The 18,303-nt window shown below is 42.0% G+C and carries 17 protein-coding genes; 5 read left to right on the forward strand and 12 right to left on the reverse strand.

All coding sequences use genetic code 11. From position 1 onward, the window contains the following. Positions 1 to 113: 113 nt before the first annotated feature. From secA to QWZ01_RS17920, 6 genes are all read right to left on the reverse strand, one after another. Entirely contained in the window at positions 114 to 3,422 is a 3,309-nt protein-coding gene (gene secA / locus QWZ01_RS17895; RefSeq protein WP_290325609.1) for a preprotein translocase subunit SecA, read from the reverse strand. Positions 3,423 to 3,688: 266 nt separating this feature from the next. Then, a complete protein-coding gene (locus QWZ01_RS17900; protein WP_290325611.1) occupies positions 3,689 to 4,612 on the reverse strand; it encodes a bifunctional riboflavin kinase/FAD synthetase in 924 nt (307 codons plus the stop codon). 76 nt (positions 4,613 to 4,688) lie between these two features. Further along, on the reverse strand, positions 4,689 to 5,411 hold the full coding sequence (truB, locus tag QWZ01_RS17905) for a tRNA pseudouridine(55) synthase TruB (protein ID WP_290325613.1): 723 nt from the start codon (positions 5,409 to 5,411) through the stop codon (positions 4,689 to 4,691). 204 nt (positions 5,412 to 5,615) lie between these two features. Then, the gene (locus QWZ01_RS17910) at positions 5,616 to 6,413 is read right to left on the reverse strand and encodes an undecaprenyl-diphosphate phosphatase (protein ID WP_290325615.1); all 798 of its coding nucleotides are present in this window, start codon (positions 6,411 to 6,413) and stop codon (positions 5,616 to 5,618) included. A 122-nt stretch (positions 6,414 to 6,535) separates the two neighbouring features. After that, complete coding sequence (locus QWZ01_RS17915; protein WP_290325617.1) at positions 6,536 to 6,805, reverse strand: DUF3098 domain-containing protein; 270 nt, start codon at positions 6,803 to 6,805, stop codon at positions 6,536 to 6,538. Between the two features lie 132 nt (positions 6,806 to 6,937). Next, positions 6,938 to 7,816, reverse strand: a complete 879-nt coding sequence (locus QWZ01_RS17920; protein WP_290325619.1) for a cell division protein FtsX — start codon at positions 7,814 to 7,816, stop codon at positions 6,938 to 6,940. Between the two features lie 221 nt (positions 7,817 to 8,037). Between QWZ01_RS17920 and QWZ01_RS17925 the strand changes: the two genes are divergently transcribed. Further along, positions 8,038 to 8,271: a hypothetical protein gene (locus QWZ01_RS17925; protein ID WP_290325621.1), complete on the forward strand. Its 234-nt coding sequence runs from the start codon at positions 8,038 to 8,040 to the stop codon at positions 8,269 to 8,271. A gap of 143 nt (positions 8,272 to 8,414) precedes the next feature. Here the strand turns inward: QWZ01_RS17925 and QWZ01_RS17930 are convergent, their stop codons facing one another. The 3 genes from QWZ01_RS17930 to QWZ01_RS17940 all read right to left on the reverse strand — a co-directional run bounded on the left by QWZ01_RS17930 (position 8,415) and on the right by QWZ01_RS17940 (position 11,921). Further along, on the reverse strand, positions 8,415 to 10,214 hold the full coding sequence (locus QWZ01_RS17930) for an ABC transporter ATP-binding protein (protein ID WP_290325623.1): 1,800 nt from the start codon (positions 10,212 to 10,214) through the stop codon (positions 8,415 to 8,417). Between the two features lie 111 nt (positions 10,215 to 10,325). Further along, positions 10,326 to 11,117, reverse strand: a complete 792-nt coding sequence (truA, locus tag QWZ01_RS17935; RefSeq protein WP_290325625.1) for a tRNA pseudouridine(38-40) synthase TruA — start codon at positions 11,115 to 11,117, stop codon at positions 10,326 to 10,328. 270 nt (positions 11,118 to 11,387) lie between these two features. Then, positions 11,388 to 11,921 (reverse strand): DUF892 family protein, encoded by a 534-nt coding sequence (locus QWZ01_RS17940; protein ID WP_290325627.1) that lies wholly within the window; start codon positions 11,919 to 11,921, stop codon positions 11,388 to 11,390. Between the two features lie 137 nt (positions 11,922 to 12,058). Between QWZ01_RS17940 and QWZ01_RS17945 the strand changes: the two genes are divergently transcribed. Both QWZ01_RS17945 and QWZ01_RS17950 read left to right on the forward strand, forming a co-directional pair. Continuing rightward, positions 12,059 to 12,526, forward strand: a complete 468-nt coding sequence (locus tag QWZ01_RS17945; protein ID WP_290325629.1) for a DUF4293 domain-containing protein — start codon at positions 12,059 to 12,061, stop codon at positions 12,524 to 12,526. 351 nt (positions 12,527 to 12,877) lie between these two features. Further along, positions 12,878 to 14,728 (forward strand): DEAD/DEAH box helicase, encoded by a 1,851-nt coding sequence (locus QWZ01_RS17950; RefSeq protein ID WP_290325631.1) that lies wholly within the window; start codon positions 12,878 to 12,880, stop codon positions 14,726 to 14,728. Between the two features lie 239 nt (positions 14,729 to 14,967). Here QWZ01_RS17950 and QWZ01_RS17955 read toward each other — a convergent pair whose 3' ends face one another. From QWZ01_RS17955 to QWZ01_RS17965, 3 genes are read right to left on the reverse strand one after another with little or no spacing between them, the layout of a single operon-like run. Then, positions 14,968 to 15,294, reverse strand: coding sequence for a hypothetical protein (locus QWZ01_RS17955; protein ID WP_290325633.1), 327 nt, complete (start codon positions 15,292 to 15,294; stop codon positions 14,968 to 14,970). A 40-nt stretch (positions 15,295 to 15,334) separates the two neighbouring features. Continuing rightward, a complete protein-coding gene (locus QWZ01_RS17960; protein WP_290325635.1) occupies positions 15,335 to 15,646 on the reverse strand; it encodes a hypothetical protein in 312 nt (103 codons plus the stop codon). A gap of 32 nt (positions 15,647 to 15,678) precedes the next feature. After that, the gene (locus QWZ01_RS17965; protein WP_290325637.1) at positions 15,679 to 16,686 is read right to left on the reverse strand and encodes an NAD(P)H-dependent glycerol-3-phosphate dehydrogenase; all 1,008 of its coding nucleotides are present in this window, start codon (positions 16,684 to 16,686) and stop codon (positions 15,679 to 15,681) included. A gap of 183 nt (positions 16,687 to 16,869) precedes the next feature. Here QWZ01_RS17965 and QWZ01_RS17970 point away from each other — a divergent pair, with 183 nt between their 5' ends. Both QWZ01_RS17970 and QWZ01_RS17975 read left to right on the forward strand, forming a co-directional pair. Beyond that, entirely contained in the window at positions 16,870 to 18,063 is a 1,194-nt protein-coding gene (locus QWZ01_RS17970; protein ID WP_290325639.1) for a hypothetical protein, read from the forward strand. 58 nt (positions 18,064 to 18,121) lie between these two features. Continuing rightward, positions 18,122 to 18,283, forward strand: coding sequence for a FeoB-associated Cys-rich membrane protein (locus QWZ01_RS17975; protein ID WP_290325641.1), 162 nt, complete (start codon positions 18,122 to 18,124; stop codon positions 18,281 to 18,283). The last annotated feature ends 20 nt before the right edge of the window (positions 18,284 to 18,303 follow it).

Consider the following 18,303-nt stretch of genomic DNA (forward strand, 5'->3'; position numbering starts at 1 on the left):
TTTTTATCTATTAAAATAAAGCCCGTCATGCCTCGACAGCTCAGCATGACAGGCCCATTTCCTTTCTTTCCTTTTTTAAAATTTCCCCTTTAGGGGAGATTTAGAGGGGCCCCTTAATTCTGCCCTACGCCGTGGCAGTTTTTATATTTTTTACCGCTACCGCAAGGGCAAGGGTCATTACGGCCTATTTTGTTCTCTACCCTAACCGGGGTAGCTTTTTGCTGTTCCTGAAAATCATCCATCGGGATGCCGTTGCTTTCGCTAACCATCTCGGCTTTGGTCGTTTTCATTTTACGCAGATCAAGCTTTGGTTCCGGTTTGGCTTCCTTTACTTCATCAGGTGCCTGCTGAACCGGGATACCGCCCCTGAACAGGAAGCTTACAATCTCTTTGTTCACGTTGGCCAGCATACCTCTGAATAGTTCAAAAGCTTCAAACTTATAAACCAACAGTGGATCCTTTTGCTCATAAACCGCGTTTTGTACAGATTGTTTTAACTCATCCATTTCGCGAAGGTGCTCTTTCCAGGCATCATCTATCAGGTACAGGGTCACGTTCTTTTCAAACGATTTAAATACCTCAACACCATGATTATCTACCGCTTTTTTAAGCGGTACAGAAACCTGTATGCCATGAATACCATCACTAAACGGCACTACAATGTTCTCAACATACTGGCCGCGGGTATCAAATACATCTTTCAGTACCGGATAGGCCTGATGCGCAACAGCGTCAGCTTTACGTTTGTAAAAGTCCATCACCGCGTGGAAGGTATCATCGGTAAGGGTAGCTATATTTTTAGAAGCAAACTCATCAATGCTCAGTTCAATATCAACCGAAAACAAGCGGATCACCTCAAGGGTAAAGCCTTCGTAATTGTTTGATTCTTTGTATTCGGTAACAATATCCTCAACAACATCAAAAATGGTGTTGCTCAAATCAACGTCAAGACGTTCGCCAAACAGCGCGTTTTTACGTTTGGTGTAAATAACGGTACGCTGTGAGTTCATCACGTCGTCATACTCCAGTAAACGCTTACGGATACCAAAGTTGTTTTCTTCTACCTTTTTCTGCGCACGCTCAATTGATTTGGAGATCATAGAGTGCTGAATAACTTCGCCCTCCTCAATACCCATACGCACCATCAGGTTAGAGATACGCTCTGATCCGAATAAACGCATCAGGTTATCCTCTAATGATACAAAGAACTGTGAAGAACCCGGATCGCCTTGGCGACCGGCACGACCACGCAACTGCCTGTCAACCCGGCGAGATTCGTGACGTTCTGTACCCACAATGGCCAAACCACCCGCATCTTTAACACCGGCACCAAGCTTAATATCCGTACCACGACCAGCCATGTTGGTAGCAATGGTCACGGTGCCGGTTTTACCAGCTTCAGCCACAATATCGGCCTCTTTCTGGTGCATTTTGGCATTCAGTACGTTATGTTTAATACCGCGCAGTTTAAGCATACGGCTTAATAATTCAGAAATTTCAACCGAGGTTGTACCTACTAGTACCGGGCGGCCGGCTTCTGTTAGCTTAACAATTTCTTCGGCTACCGCGTTATATTTTTCACGAACAGTACGGTAAACCAGATCCTGTCTGTCGTCGCGGCTTATTTTGCTGTTGGTTGGTATCTCTACCACGTCCAGCTTATATATTTCCCAGAACTCACCGGCTTCGGTAACAGCAGTACCAGTCATACCACAAAGCTTGTGATACATACGGAAGTAGTTTTGCAGGGTAATGGTTGCAAATGTTTGTGTAGCATCCTCTACCTTAACGTTCTCTTTTGCTTCGATAGCCTGGTGTAAACCATCAGAGTAACGGCGGCCATCCAATACACGGCCGGTTTGCTCATCAACAATTTTCACTTTGCCTTCGTCAAGGATGTATTCGGTATCCTTTTCAAACAGCGTATACGCTTTTAACAACTGGTTAACTGAGTGTATACGTTCAGATTTGATAGAGAAATCGCGCATCAACTCATCTTTACGGGCAATTTTCTCTTCGGCACTCAGGCTTGATTTTTCAATCTCGGCAATTTCGGTACCTACATCAGGCATCACGAAAAAGTGAGGATCTTCGCCGGATGAGGTGATCAGTTCGATACCTTTTTCAGCCAGCTCAACCTGGTTATTCTTTTCGTCGATCACGAAGAACAATTCAGAATCTACCTTAGGCATATCCTTACCCTGATCCTGCATGTAATGGTTTTCAACCTTCTGCAAAAGCGACCTATTGGCGCCTTCGCTCAAAAATTTAATAAGTGCCTTGCTTTTTGGCAAACCTCTGAAGGCACGCAATAAAGCCAGGCCACCGCCATCAACATCAATATTGCCTTCACCTATCGCTTTTTTAGCTTCGTTCAATGCAGTATTTACATATGCTTTTTGCGCGTTAACTAAACGCTCAATACGTGGTTTCAACTCATAAAACTCATGCTCATCACCGCGAGGAATAGGGCCTGATATAATTAAAGGTGTACGTGCATCATCAATCAATACAGAGTCAACCTCATCCACCATGGCATAATGTAACTTGCGCTGCACCAATTCTTCAGGGCTGCGTGTCATATTGTCACGCAGGTAGTCGAAACCAAACTCGTTGTTGGTACCAAAGGTAATATCGGCAAGGTAAGCTGCACGGCGCTCTTCAGAGTTTGGCTCATGCTTGTCGATACAATCAACAGATAAGCCATGAAACTCATACAACGGGCCCATCCATTCACTATCCCTGCGTGCCAGGTAATCATTCACGGTTACAATGTGAACACCCTGACCAGCAAGCGCATTCAGGTATGCAGGCAGCGTGGCTACCAGCGTTTTACCTTCACCTGTGGCCATCTCTGATATTTTACCCTGGTGTAATACTATACCACCAATAAGCTGAACATCGTAATGCACCATATCCCAAGTAACCTCATTACCGGCAGCAAGCCAAGTGTTATGGTGAACTGCTTTATCGCCTTTAATAACTACGTTATTTTTACGGGCGGCAAGCTCACGATCAAACTGTGTGGCAGTAACTTCAATAGTTTTATTGCTTGAAAAGCGGCTTGCTGTTTCTTTAACAACAGCAAAGGCCTCAGGCAAAATATTCAATAATATATCTTCAAGCTCCTTATTGCGGTCTTTTTCCAGTTTATCTAACTGGGTGTAAAGCTCCACCTTTTCGCTCACATCCATATCCAGTTCATTTTCAGTACGTTCTTTGATAGCTTGAATTTCACTATCAATGCCTGAAAGGCCCTGGGCAATGGTTTCTTTAAAATCTATGGTTTTAGCTCTAAGCTCATCATTGCTGATGTTTCCGAGTTTTGCAAATTCAGCCTTAATTTTTTCAACTATAGGCTGTATTGCTTTTACATCCCGTTCTGATTTGCTTCCAAAAAGCTTACTGATAAAATCTAACATATTAATTTGATATGATCCTACAAACTCAACAATTGCGCCAAGGCAACTGACAGAGCCATATTGACAGGTAAAGGTACGATTTTAGTTGAAAACCGGGAAGTTAGTTGAGGGTTTTGTCTGGAGTATTGTGCGTATCAGATGGTTTTGCCCGAACCTGCATTGATGATTTAGTCTGAACCACGATTAAACAGATTATAGGATTAGCACGATTTTAATAAAAATAATCCTGTAATCTCCCAATCCCAAAAATCCCGATTCAGACAAATTTACAACAGTGCCAACACATCTTCTTTATCTTTTGCCAGCTGCGTTTTAAGCTGATCTAAGGATTCAAATTTCACATCACCGCGAACATAATGATGAAACTCCATGCTGATAACCTGGTTGTAAATGTCCTGGTTAAAGTCAAAAATATTCACTTCAATATTACGGGTAACTCCGTTTACTGTAGGGCGACTGCCTATATAGGCCATGCCCTTATGCTGTTCACCAGCCACATTAACGGTAACGGCAAAAATACCATCGGCGGGAATAAGCTTATATTTTTCGGCTACTACGATATTGGCCGTAGGATAACCCAGTTCCCGGCCCAATTGATCGCCGCGGATCACTGTACCCGTAATAAAAAACGGATACCCCAAACATGAATTAGCCAGATCTATCTGGTTACTTAACAGCGCGCTCCGGATACGGGTTGAGCTGATGGCCACCTCGTTAATATCCTGCTCGGGTATCTCCACAACGTCAAAACCATAAACCGGGCTAAGCCTTAGCAGATCATCAAGACCGCCCTGCCTGTCTTTACCAAAACGATGGTCATAACCTATAACAATTTTTTTGGTACCAATTTTATTTACCAGCACATCGCGGATATAACCTTCGGCAGTTTGATTGGAAAAATCCCTTGAAAACGGTGTGATGATCAAATGATCAACACCCAATTGTCCCATGAGTTTGGCCTTTTCATCAATAGTGGTAATCAGTTTAAGGCTTTCATCCTCCGGGTGCAGTATCATGCGCGGATGCGGAAAAAAAGTAAGTATAACGGTTTCGCCGCCAATGCTATCGGCCAGTTCCTTAATGCGTGATATAATTTTACGGTGACCGATGTGTACCCCATCAAATGTACCGATGGTTACCACCGCGTTTTTTACCGCCGTAAATTCGTCAATGTTATTGTAAACCCTCATTTTATGAGTAAAAACACAAAGTTAATTTTTTAGTTGAAGGTATTAAGCCGAGCCTGCTTTTTGACGTAAAGATGTATTATCCTTCTGTTGTTGCGGTACTTGCCTTTAGTTCCCTTATTGTGTTTACCAGTTCCATAACTTCCCAGGCATCAGTTAACTGAAAGTTGCCGCTGCGTGTACGTGTCAGCTTTGAAAGGTACGCTCCGTTGTTAAGCGCGGCACCAAAATCATTCACTAACGATCGTATGTATGTACCCTTACTGCATACTACCCTAAAATCAACTTCGGGTAATTCTATACGGGTGAGTTCAAATTCGGTAATGGTGACGTTGCGTAAACGCAGCTCCACCTCTTCACCCCTGCGTGCCTTTTCGTACAAACGCTCGCCATCAATTTTTATGGCCGAGTGCGCGGGCGGATATTGCTGTATATCGCCGGTAAACTGTTCACAGTTATTACGCAACTGTTCAGGTGTAAGTTGGCTAATGTCGAAGTTTTTATCTGGCTCGGTTTCCATATCATACGATGGCGTGGTGGCCCCCATGATCATGGTACCGGTGTATTCTTTTTCTTCGGCCTGGAAGGTATCGATCTGCTTGGTCATTTTGCCGGTACAGATGATAAGCAGCCCTGTAGCCAGCGGATCAAGCGTGCCCGCATGCCCTACTTTTAACTTAAGCGGCTTAAAGGAATTACGGATTTTGCCAACTACATCAAAGCTTGTCCACTTGTAGGGTTTGTTAACCAGCAACAACTGCCCTTCGGCAAATTCTTCTATTTTGGTATACGTTTTTTTCAATATGCTTTTTAAATCCCGGCTAAAATGGAATTTGGCGCAAAGGTAGGGAAATTGTCGGAATAGGGATTTTAAGGTGTTAATCCCAATCATTAAAAAAACTTGTCATTGCGAGCGAGGCGCGGCAATCGCAAACTTTGCAAAGAGAACTGCATAGGTCGCGATTGCTTCTTCGTTCCTACTCGCAATGACATTCAGACAAAATGATCAATTTATTTGTAACTGGTGCCCGCTTAATATTAAGCCTATAATGACAATACCAACAATGATACGGTACCAACCAAAAAGCCTGAAGCCCTTACGCTCCAGAAAAGTAATGAATGATTTAATGGCCAGCATGGCTACTATAAATGCTATAATGTTACCAATGATCAAAAACTTAACCTGATCGCCGGTAAACAGTGGTGTGTGGTCTTTATGAAAATCCCATATCTCTTTGAGTGTAGCACCAAGCATGGTTGGCACAGCCAAAAAGAATGAAAATTCGGCAGCCGCGGTACGGGTTAATTTCTGGCTCATACCACCAACTATAGTTGCGGCAGAACGGGAAACCCCCGGAATAACAGCCAAGCACTGAAAAACACCCACTTTTAAGGCAGTAGCATAGCTGATTTGGGTTTCTTCCTTTACGGTAGATTTGTTAAACCACTTATCAACAAATAATAAAATAACACCACCAATTAGCAGTGAAAAAGCCACCACAAGCGGGCTCTCCAGCAGTTTATCAATATGCTTTTTGAGTAATACACCTACAATAACCGCAGGTATAACACCTACTACAAGCTTAAAATAAAAATCAAGTGAGCGAAAAAACCTTTTGAAATACAAAATAACAACAGAAAGGATGGCACCTAACTGAATTACTACTTCAAATAGTTTTACAAAGTCGTCTGTACCTATTCCCATTAAGGATGAGGCAATAACCATGTGACCGGTTGATGATACCGGCAAAAATTCTGTTATCCCTTCAATTATAGCAAGGACAATAACGTGGATGAGATTCATAGGGTGGGGTAGTGATTTGAATAATAGGAAGGATTAGATTTACATAAAGATCGGGTTGATCAGGCAGTTGCTGATCTTTTCAAACCAGCTATTCACCAAATCAACCCGAACAGGTAAAAATCTTATTTAACAGCGGGCTTTTTTAATATAGCGAAAAAGCCCAACGCAAAGCCGGCTAATACCACAATTGGAGCTATAACAATCTTGGTAGTACTGTAAATATCTGTTGTACCAGACATTAACACAAAGCCGAACGCTACAATAGCAACACTGATAATAAGTAACCTGTAGTTACTCTTATCAAATATAAATTGTACCGGTTCGGTACCTGTTGCCTTTGATGCCGCCCCTGTTGTTTTTGCAGCTGAAGCTGATTTAAATTGCTGTGCCATATTTTTAATTATTGATTTATTGGGTTTTTGAATTATTGATTTAAATGCTAAACCCTCAATTTAATTTTATTATTAATCATGTCAGTTATCATCCCCCTTACAGGTTTTGAATTTTGACTTTTTAATTTTGACTTATCTATATAGGTCGTATATTTTTAAACGTAAAAATTTGTTAACCGCTAAAAAGGTACTAAAGGCCGAAATAAATATTCCGATACCTATTACGCCCAAAAATACGATACCAAATTCGTAGAAATTCTGTAGTATCACTAAATCGGGCACTTGCCTGTAGCCCAGGTACAATGTTCCTATTAATATAATGATAGCTATAAGGCCGCCTAAAAGGCCATGCCATATACCATAAAGTAAGAATGGCTTGCGGATAAATCCTTTGGTAGCACCCACCAGCTGCATTGATTTGATCAGGAAACGTTGCGAATAAATAGCCAGCCTGATGGTATTATTGATCAGTGCTACAGATAAAATCACAAATATGGCCGCGAATACCAGGATCACTAAACTGATGGAAGTAACATTCTGGTTCATTTGATCAACCAGCGATTGCTGATATTTCACCTCTTTCACCAGTGGATTCTTCAGCAGGTCGGCCTTAAATTTTTCGATGTCTTTATTATTAGTATAATCCGCCTTCAGATAAATATCCAATGATTGCGATAGCGGGTTATAACCTAAGAATTTCACAAAATCCTCACCAAGATCTTTTTGCAGGTTGCGGGCGGCCAGTTCTTTACTTACGTATTGGGTTTGCTTAACCATGGGGTTGGCGTCCAACTGTTTTTGCAGCTGCAGCACATCTGTTTCGTGCGCGGCATCGTCAACAAAAATATTGAGCACTATATTTTCCTTTACATAGCGCGAAAGGTTATTTGCATGTACCAGTATAAGTCCTAAAAGACCTATCATTACCAATACCATAGCTATGCCAAATACGGTAGAGATGTAGATGGTTTTCGTTTTTTTGGCCGACGCGCTTGCTTCAAATTCTTCCATTCTGTATAGATATGGGATGTGAGATTTAAGCTATGAGGTTATACCGCTCATACCCAATCGCCCATCCGGATTTGTGCGAAATTAAGAAACCCGCCCTAAAGGTAAAAGTTTATTGCTTATAAATATTGCTTAATAGCTTATCAGGCTGGTGGTTTTAACATTTATTAACGTATCATCATCTCCAAATTAAACAAAAACCGGCTTCGCTTTGTTATTTATGTATGACAAAGCCAGCAAATTCATCAAACAAACCCTCTCCTTCGGATACTCCAACCAAATCGCCGCATGACAATGGAGGTAAAAGCAAGGTGCGCCAGGAAGACAAACAATATCATGCCGATAAGCCTCATGGAGGCAACATTGCCAAAAAACACGAAAAAGAGGAACAGCCTGTTGATCCGATCAAAAATCCACCTAAAGAAAAAGGAATGAAAAAAGGGAAAGTACAGCCATAGCTTTGAGTTGAGCCTATTTGTATTACGTTATACGTATTACGTTGTACGTAAAAATAATCGAAATTTATTACCATGAAATAACCAAATCCGAGACCAGAAAACGTATAACGTAACACGTAAAACATAAAACATAAAACTTCTCCTTACCTCGCTATCCCTGCCGAATTAAATTGCAGATCATAGAGCTTGCGGTAATGGCCGTTCTCAATTTTGAGTAGTTCCTGATGGGTTCCGCTTTCCATGATCTCGCCATGATCAAGTACGATGATCCTGTCGGCATTTTGTATAGTTGATAGCCGGTGAGCAATAACAATGGCCGTACGGCCCTGCATTAATTTATTGATAGCGTTCTGTATCAATATCTCCGTTTCGGTATCCACAGATGAAGTTGCCTCATCCAAGACTAAAATTGCCGGGTTGTATACCAAAGCCCTGATAAAGGAGATTAGCTGTGATTGACCTGCCGAAAGCGTGGCGCCTCTCTCCATCACATTATAATCATACCCGCCGGGCAGGCGCTCAATAAAGTCATGCGCGCCTACATCTTTGGCAGCCGCTATGATTTGCTCGCGGGTAATGGCAGGATTATTCAGGCTGATGTTATTGGCAATAGTATCACTAAATAAAAATACATCTTGTATCACTGTTGCTATCTGCGAACGCAAAAACTCCACTTTATAATCACGGATATCGTGACCATCAACCTTTACACTGCCCCCGCCTATCTCGTAAAAACGGTTCAGGATATTGATGGTTGATGATTTGCCGGCACCTGTGGCACCCACCAGCGCCAGTGTTTCGCCGGGTTTAATTTTAAAGCTGATGTTTTTAAGTACCCAGTTCTCATCATTATAGGCAAACCAAACCTTATCAAACTCAATATCACCCTGCAGTCTGCCGGTATCTATGTTTCCTGTATCAACAGCAACCTCATCAGTATCAAGTACTTTAAATATCCTGTCGGCACCTACCATACCCATTTGCAGGGTGTTAAATTTATCTGCAAGCTGGCGTATAGGCCTGAACAGCATGTTCAACAACACAATAAAACCGGTAATTACACCTGGGGTAATACCTCCCGGCCTTGCGGAGATGGCAGCCAGCTGACTATCAGACAACATCCGTTTGCAACCATACCATACCAGCAAACCCATGCAAATGGCGAACAAAATTTCGACCACCGGGAAAAATATAGAGTAATACCAGTTTGAGCGGATGTTGGCATCGCGGTATTTAAGGTTAACGGCCTTAAACTTACGCATTTCCTGATCTTCGCGCGCAAACAGCTGGATAATGCCAATCCCCGAAATATGTTCGGCTAAAAAGGTATTGAGGCGGGCCACCTGCGTACGCACCTCCTGAAATGATGATTTAATGGCTTCTTTAAACACATACGTTGATGCAAACAGGAACGGCATCGGTATCAGTGTGATGAGGGCAAGTTTCCAGTCCTGGTACATCATAAAACCGATAACGGCAAACACCAGCAGCAGATCGCCCATGATAGAGATCAATCCTTCAGAAAAAATATCGGCGATGGTTTCCAGGTCAGATACCGTACGTGTTATCAGCATCCCGATAGGGGTACGGTCGAAATATTTTAAACGAAGGCTTGTAATATGATCAAAAGTATCGATCCTCAGATCACGAATCACCGATTGGCCAAGCGCGTTGGTTAAATAGGTTTGATAATACTGGGCCACGGTTTGTACAATGAGCTGCACAATCATGAGCACAACCATGAAAACCAAACCATCATAATTATCATTCAGGATATCAACATCCAACGTGCGCTGAATAAGAATAGGCTGTAATATAGCATTGGCAGCCAAAAAAACAGTTAAAAAGCCAGCTATTATAAAAGTGGTATTATAGGGTTCCACATAGCGCATTACCCTTTTCAACAGTTTCCAATCAAGCGCTTTTCCGGTTACTTCGGCCATGTTTTTATTTCGGATTTCGAATGTTCGATTTCGGATTTATAAAATTATACATTTCTCATCAGCTTTCATTTCAAATTCCGAAATCGAACATCCGAAATCCGAAATAATCAGCTACAGGTACGGGTATTTCACTTCCGTTAAATACAAACCGCAGGCCGGTACGCTGGTACCTGCGTTTGAGCGGTTTTTACTTTCAATGATCTGCCTAACCGCCTCTGGTGCAATTTCTCCCTTACCCACCATCATGAGCGTACCCACTATCGCGCGCACCATGTTGCGCAAAAACCTACCTGCCGATATATGAAAAACAATACCCTGATCTGTTTTTACCCATTCAGCGCGAGTTATTTTGCAATTGTTGGTCTTAACCTGTGTGTTTGATTTGCTGAAACAGCTAAAATCAATGTACTCCATAATAATGGCTGCTGCCCGGTTCATCAGCTGCAGATCGGGCATATCACGTACCTGCCAGGAGCAACCGAGCAAAAACGGGTCCTTATGAAAATGGATATGGTACTGGTATGATCGCTGCGTGGCATCAAACCTTGCATGCGCAGCGGTATTAACCGGGATAATATTTTTTATGGCAATATCGGGAGGGAGAATAGAGTTTAAGCCACGAACCTTGCCAGATAGATCCGGCTGATGGTTAATAACCGACGGTTCATCGCCTGGAGACCATGTGTCGTTAACCTCCACGTCAAAATGTGCGAAAAACTCTTTGGCATGTACACCTGTATCGGTACGGCCGCAACCGGTGGTTTCAACAGGCTGGCGTAAAATAGTGCTGAGGGCCTTATTCAATTCTTCCTGTACGCTTACCGCGTTTTGCTGTATCTGCCAGCCATGATAATTGGTACCATCATAAGCCAGTTCAATAAAATAGCGTTGTTTACCCGTCACCCGGCAAAGTTAATAATATGCGGGATAAGGGTGTTCATTGTTTGGTCAAATGTTGTATTCTCCGCTTGACATCGCCGCTCTTGTCAATCCCCTTCTTCTGGAATTATTTGTCATTGCGAGGAGGAACGACGAAGCAATCGCGAATTTGTCTGAACCAGGATTAAACAGATATTAGATTAAAGGATTTTACTTTAATTTTAGACTATCGCGGTAATCCTATAATCTTCAAAATCGCGGTTCAGACAAATCTTCGCGGTCGCCACGCTATACCTATTCCCCCGCAGGCTCGCTGATGTATTCTTTATAAATAGATTCAAACATGATCTTATCTTCAACTGCCTGGTTAAAAGGTTTATCTAAAAAGCTATTGCTGTAACCTATGGCCTTTGCCAGGTTTTTAAGCACTTTGAAATAGGTAACCTCAATACCTTCGATAAGCTGCAGGTAAAAAACGATAAAAACATCACGTTCCATAGGCGTTTTACCCGCCTTAATGGCCGATATATAGGCTTCCAGCGTCATGGCCTTCATGCCTAATACACTTATCTTCGATTGATCTTCATTAATAGAATTAAATATGCCATCCAGGTGCTGAATCTGATATTCAGCATCATTTTTGCAATCTTCAATGGCATTTTTTAAAAACTGCAGGGTCGCCAGTTCTTTAATTTCCTCAAAAAAGCTGATCAAATGCTGCTTGCCGCAATAAATACTGTTCAGGTGTTCGAGAAATATTTTTTTGAGGTGTTCGTCCTCAAACTTCACATCTTGTGGAGCGAGGTTGTTAATAGGGGGCTGTGTCATCACAATAGTTATTAATCGGAAATCAACTATAAATATACATCATAAAATTCTCATTAAAAGCAAATCATTAGCTCAATAAAATGGCCTGCGGCAATACTTAAAACAATTATATTTGCCGTATTAATAATTTAATAATCATGCTGCAACGTATTCAAAGCATTTACCTTTTATTTGCCAGCCTTGTGCTGTTTGCCCTTTTCTTTTTCCCATTAGCACACAACATTTACGTAGCCGATAAACCGGTAAGTGTTATGGTTACCGGTGTTTTTCAGGACGTGAACGGCTCGCAGCAATATACTGAACATTTTACGGCTCTTACAGCCATAACCGCCATTGTTGCCCTGCTGCCCCTGGCAATTATATTTTTATATAAAAACCGTAAACAACAAATTACTATTTGCTACAGCGCCATATTGGTACTAATTGGTTTTAGCTTTTGGATGGCCCAAACCGTTAAAAAAGCGATAGGCAGCGTTCAGCTGGATACCCGCACCATGGGTATTGGTTTGTTTTTAACATCACTGAGCATAGTGCTGATCATATTAGCAGCAAAAAGCATCCACCGCGATGAAAAGCTGGTACGATCTGCAGATAGGTTGAGGTAAGTTTCCGCTATTCTGCTTTTTGTCTGAACCACGATTTATCAGATTAAGGGATTCTCAAGATTATCTAAAAACCAAGGTAAATTCATTAACCCGATAGATCAGTTTAATCGCGGTTCAGGCATACTACATCTCCATCCAATCTCCTTCCCTCTCCGCACCTCACACCCATTCCCTTACGCTCATATCCCTGATAACAAGCCTGTTTTATATATAAATAACATAAAATATGGCATTTTTAAACACCATAAAATTCTAATATTACAATAAATAAAAAAGGTATAGGAATTGAAAATTAAAGTCGCTATCTTTGCGCCCGATTTGGCGATGTTGCCAAATTCGTTATTTTAATTCATGAACCCATTTATTCAACTGGGAATCCGTCATGATATTGTTAATGCCATCTCTGAGTTAGGGTTTGAAAACCCAACGCCAATCCAGGAACAGTCAATTCCGGTATTGTTAACAGGCAGCAACGATTTTGTCGGATTAGCCCAAACCGGGACCGGTAAGACTGCTGCCTTTGGCCTACCATTATTAGAGCTGTTGGATTTCGAAGAAAATCATCCACAGGCACTTGTTTTATGCCCCACACGTGAACTTTGTTTACAGATCACGAACGACATTAAAAATTACGCCAAGCAAATGAACAACGTTCACGTTGTTGCCGTTTATGGTGGTGCAAGCATTTCTGATCAGTTACGCCAGATTAAACGCGGTGTACAGATCGTAGTGGCCACTCCGGGCCGTATGCTTGACATCATTAACCGCAAGGCGATTGATTTTTCGCAGGTAAAATTCGTAGTATTGGATGAAGCTGATGAAATGCTCAACATGGGCTTTCAGGAAGACATTGATAATATCTTATCTACCACGCCCGACGAGAAAAAAACCTGGCTGTTTTCGGCTACCATGCCTGCTGAAGTTAGGCGCATAGCCAAAAAATACATGGATGAGCCTTTTGAGCTTACCATGGGAACAAAAAATACCGGTAATGCCAACATTGAGCATGAGTACTACATAGTACGTGCCCGTGATAAGTATGCCGCATTTAAACGTATTGTTGATTTTAACCCTGATATTTTTGGTATTGTATTTTGCCGTACCAAAATTGAAACCCAGGATATTGCAGAAGCCCTGATCAAAGACGGCTATAATGCCGATTCTTTACATGGTGACCTGTCACAACAACAACGCGATAAGGTAATGAAACGTTACCGTGAGCGTAACCTGCAGCTATTAATTGCTACGGATGTTGCCGCCCGTGGTATCGACGTTAATGATGTTACACACGTTATTAACTACTCTTTGCCTGACGAGGTTGAAAACTACACCCACCGTAGCGGTCGTACTGCCCGTGCCGGTAAAACCGGTGTATCAATTGCTATTGTTAACGCTAAGGAATTAGGCAAAATACGCCAGATTGAACGCGTTATAGGCAAAAAATTTGTTAAGGCCGAAATACCAAGCGGTTTTGATGTTTGCGAAAAGCAATTGTTTTCAATAGTTCACAAAGTTCATAACGTAACTGTTAATGAAGAGCAGATAGAACAATACCTGCCACGTATTATTGAAGAGTTTAAAGATGTAAGCAAGGAAGATTTCATCAAACGTTTTGCCTCAATTGAGTTTAACCGTTTTCTGGATTACTACCAAAACGCTCCCGACCTGAATGCAGGTGTTGAAGAAGGACGTACCCGTTTTGAAGATCGTGGCGAACGTACTTCAGGCGGCAAATCAGCTTACACCCGTTTATTTATAAACTTGGGTTCTGTTGATGAATTTAACCGCGGCGATCTGTTGGGTTACATTTGCAACACTACCAAAATAAGCGGCCGTACTGTTGGTAAAATTGATGTTAAAGGTGTTTATTCTTTCTTTGAAGTTCCGCATGAGGATGTTGAGAAAGTAATGAGCAGCTATAAAGATATTGAATTTAAAGGTCGCCCGGTAAGGATAGAAATATCTGGCGAGGGCACCAGCGAACGTCGTGAAGGCGGTGGCTACCGTGGTGGTGGCGAGCGCAGAGAAGGCGGTTATCGTGGTGGCGAACGCCGTGAGGGCGGTGGTTACCGTGGCGGCGGCGAACGTCGTGAAGGTGGCAACCGTGGTGGCGAGCGCAGAGAAGGTGGCGGTGGTTTCCGTGACTTTTCAGGCAAACGCCGCGAAGACCGTCAGGATCCTGAACGTCGCAGAAGATTCTAATAAGAAACAAGACTATTAAGAATAGAATCGAGACTTTGAGAGATAAGAATCAAGACAAAAACCATAAATAATGGCAAACATCTTGATTCTTGACTCTTACTTCTTGACTCTCTCCTCTTATGTCTTGAATCTCTTAAAGATTGTTTTCATGAAGCTTCCCTGGTAAAGAAGCATTAGTTTTAGTTTAGTTTTGTTAACAAAGCCTTCACCTGCCGCCAGCAGTTTGAAGGCTTTTGTTTTTAACGGGAAAACTCAACCAGGTCTGAGTCAGGGTAAAACAACGTAAGCTTATGATCATTCAGTTCCTTGATCACAAATTTGGTATAAGGCCTGCTTCCCTCGTATGAGGTAAAAATGGTATCCCTGGTTACAAAATAATCTTCAGTAACGGGTTTGCCATCATCCATGGTAAAGCCTTTGTCTGTTATTTCCAGTTTAACATCGCCGCTTTTTGATGTCCAGTTACCTACCAGTTTCTTATTTACTTCATGCGCAGGTTCAGAGCTGCATGACCATACCAGCAGTACAAGTCCAATTACCGGGATCATTAAAGCATTTTTTTTCATAGTGCGTTTTTTATACCCTAAACCGGCCTTGTTCAGTTTTTTATTTAGCCGGCTTATCTTTCAGGTTTGCTTTTTTAACGTAAATCCTGTGGCCTTTTTTATTCACATAAAAATAATGAGAATTCTTGTCAATATAAATAGTTTGCCCATCCGGACCAACTTTGTCAGCGTATTTCTTATCGGCCACACCTGCCGCGCCTTTAGCAGCAATTTCTGATGTTTTATGGCCAACCTTTTTGGCGGTATTACCTATTTTATGGCCCAGGGTTGAATCTTTGTGAGTTTGGGCAAAAGCCGGCGAGATCATGAATGATCCGGCTGCAAAAAGGGCTACTTTGAATAAATTTTTCATAAATCGCTGTAATTAAGTTTATATGTACTTAATCAGCTCAATTTTTCTGCCAAATTCTTCATCTCCAGTGCAGGTGAGCTTTTTTGATATAAAATAGCATAAACAGCATCGCAAATAGGCATACTCACACTGTACTGTTTATTCACCTGATGTAGGCAATTTACTGCATAATACCCTTCGGCAATCATATTCATCTCTAATTGGGCCGATGTTACTGTGTACCCCTTACCTATCATATTACCAAACGTACGGTTACGGCTAAATTGGGAGTAAGCGGTCACCAGCAGGTCGCCCAGATAGGCCGACTCTTTAATATCCCTGTCAATGGGATGCACAGCGGCAACAAACCTTTCCAGTTCACGAATGGCATTTGATATGAGTACGGCTTGAAAATTATCGCCATAACCAACTCCATGGCAAATACCACTGGCAATGGCGTACACGTTTTTTAAAACGGCACCATATTCCGTACCGTAGATGTCATCAGATACAATGGTTTTAATATAGCGCGTATTGATCATCCCGGCAAACCTTGCGGCCAGCTCCGTATCGCGGGAGGCAATGGTGAGGTATGATAATTTTTCCAGCGCTACTTCCTCAGCATGGCATGGCCCGCTGATTACCATAAAATCATCAAACGAAATACCCATTTTGCGGTTTAAAAACTCGCCAATGATCAGGTTTTCGTCGGGTACAATTCCCTTTATAGCTGATACTATCTTTTTTCCGGCAAAGTCGTCAGGAGTTATCCCGGCCAGGGCCTCCTTTAAAAACGCGGCAGGTACGTTAAGTAATATAATTTCGGCCTGTTGTATGATCTCTTTTAAATCGCCTGATATGTTTTGTTTTGGCAACTTTATTTCAACCGAGCTTAAATAGTGAGGATTATGTCCAAATTTATGCAGATGCTCAACCGCCTGCATGTTACGCATCCACCAAAAAATTTCCTTTTCTGTAGTATTATCAGCCAGCATTTTAATATTGGCCGTAGCCCAGCTCCCTCCGCCAATAACTGCTATCGTATTTTTTTGTGTATGCATGTTAAGTAGTACTGCCAGGTTTTAATTGACAAAGCAAATTAATGAAATATTATGCAGAAAGGGCAAACCTTACCACAGAAACGTTTATACTACGTTTTGAACAAAAAGGACAATGCATCTAACAAAAGACATAAACTAAATTAATTAAGTTTGTTTATATAGTACTCAATTTAAAAAGCGACTATGGAACCATTAGCCAGGAAAACATTTAATGCAGGCTTTACCGATGCTAAATACCAACAGTTTTTAACCCGGCTCAACAGCGGCCTGCAAAACCCGGTTCCTTTCCGCGTAGCCGAAACGCCCGTTTTTTTGACCAAAGATTTTACCGACAGGCTAATTGAGGCCGGCAACAATATTATCGATACCATTATACAGCCGGGTTTTAAGGAGTTAACTGAGCGTTCTATTCCCGACAAATGGCGTGTAGCCAACGAAAATGTTCACCCTCATTTTATCGCGCTTGATTTTGGTGTATGTAAAAACGATGAAGGACAAATTGTCCCGAAACTGATCGAGCTTCAGGGCTTCCCATCGTTGTACGGTTTCCAGGTTAATCTTGGTGATGTATATCGGGAAACATTTGGTATCAACGGTAAGGAAACAATCTATTTTAACGGACTGGAGAAGGACACTTATTTGCAATTGCTGAAAAAGACTATCCTCGGCCCGTATCAACCTCATGAAGTGGTATTGATGGATGTAAACGCGCCCGATCAAAAAACAGCGGTCGATTTTTATATTACCAGCCAGTACCTGGGCATCCCGGTTGTTTCGCTGAGCGATCTGGAACAACAGGGTAACCAGCTTTTTTATGATGCTGATGGCGAAAAGAAGCGCATCAAACGCATTTACAACCGCCTCATATTTGATGAGATAGACGGCGATCCTGATATTTTTAACCGGGTAGTTGATATTCGCCAACCGCTTGATGTGGAGTGGATAACACATCCTAACTGGTTTTATCGCATCAGCAAGTTTACCATGCCCTATTTAAGCGGCGATTATGTACCCCGTACCCAATTTTTGCACGAGATAGGTCAAATTCCTGCCGATCTGGAAAACTATGTGCTTAAACCGTTGTTCTCCTTCGCGGGTCAGGGTGTGATCATTGATGTTACCGAAAATGATATTATTAACATCACTGATCCTGAAAATTGGATATTACAGCAAAAGGTTAACTATGAGCCGGTGATACAGGCACCTGACGGTGGGGTTAAGGCCGAAATACGTTTACTGTACCTGTGGCCCGATGATGAGAACCGGCCCACACTGGCTATTAACCTGGCCCGTTTAAGCCGCGGAAAAATGATAGGTGTGCGATATAATAAAGATTTTGACTGGGTTGGCGGAACAATTGCCTTCATACCCTGTTAAACCTTATACTAATAGGTGCGTCTATACGTATATGTTAAAAATGTAGTATTTTTGTGACATGAACATTCAAGCCATTATAGTAATTATACTTTTTGCCGGAGCTGTTTTTTACATCGGCAGGATGGTGTATAAAAGCCTGACGGCCAAAAAGGGATGCGGTGGTAACTGTAAATGCGGTGTTGATTTTTCGGGCATTGAACCCGGAAAAGCGCATAAATAACAGTGGTTACTCATTAAATC

The sequence above is a fragment of the Mucilaginibacter aquaedulcis genome (assembly GCF_030409325.1).
In the GTDB taxonomy this organism is placed as follows: domain Bacteria; phylum Bacteroidota; class Bacteroidia; order Sphingobacteriales; family Sphingobacteriaceae; genus Mucilaginibacter; species Mucilaginibacter aquaedulcis.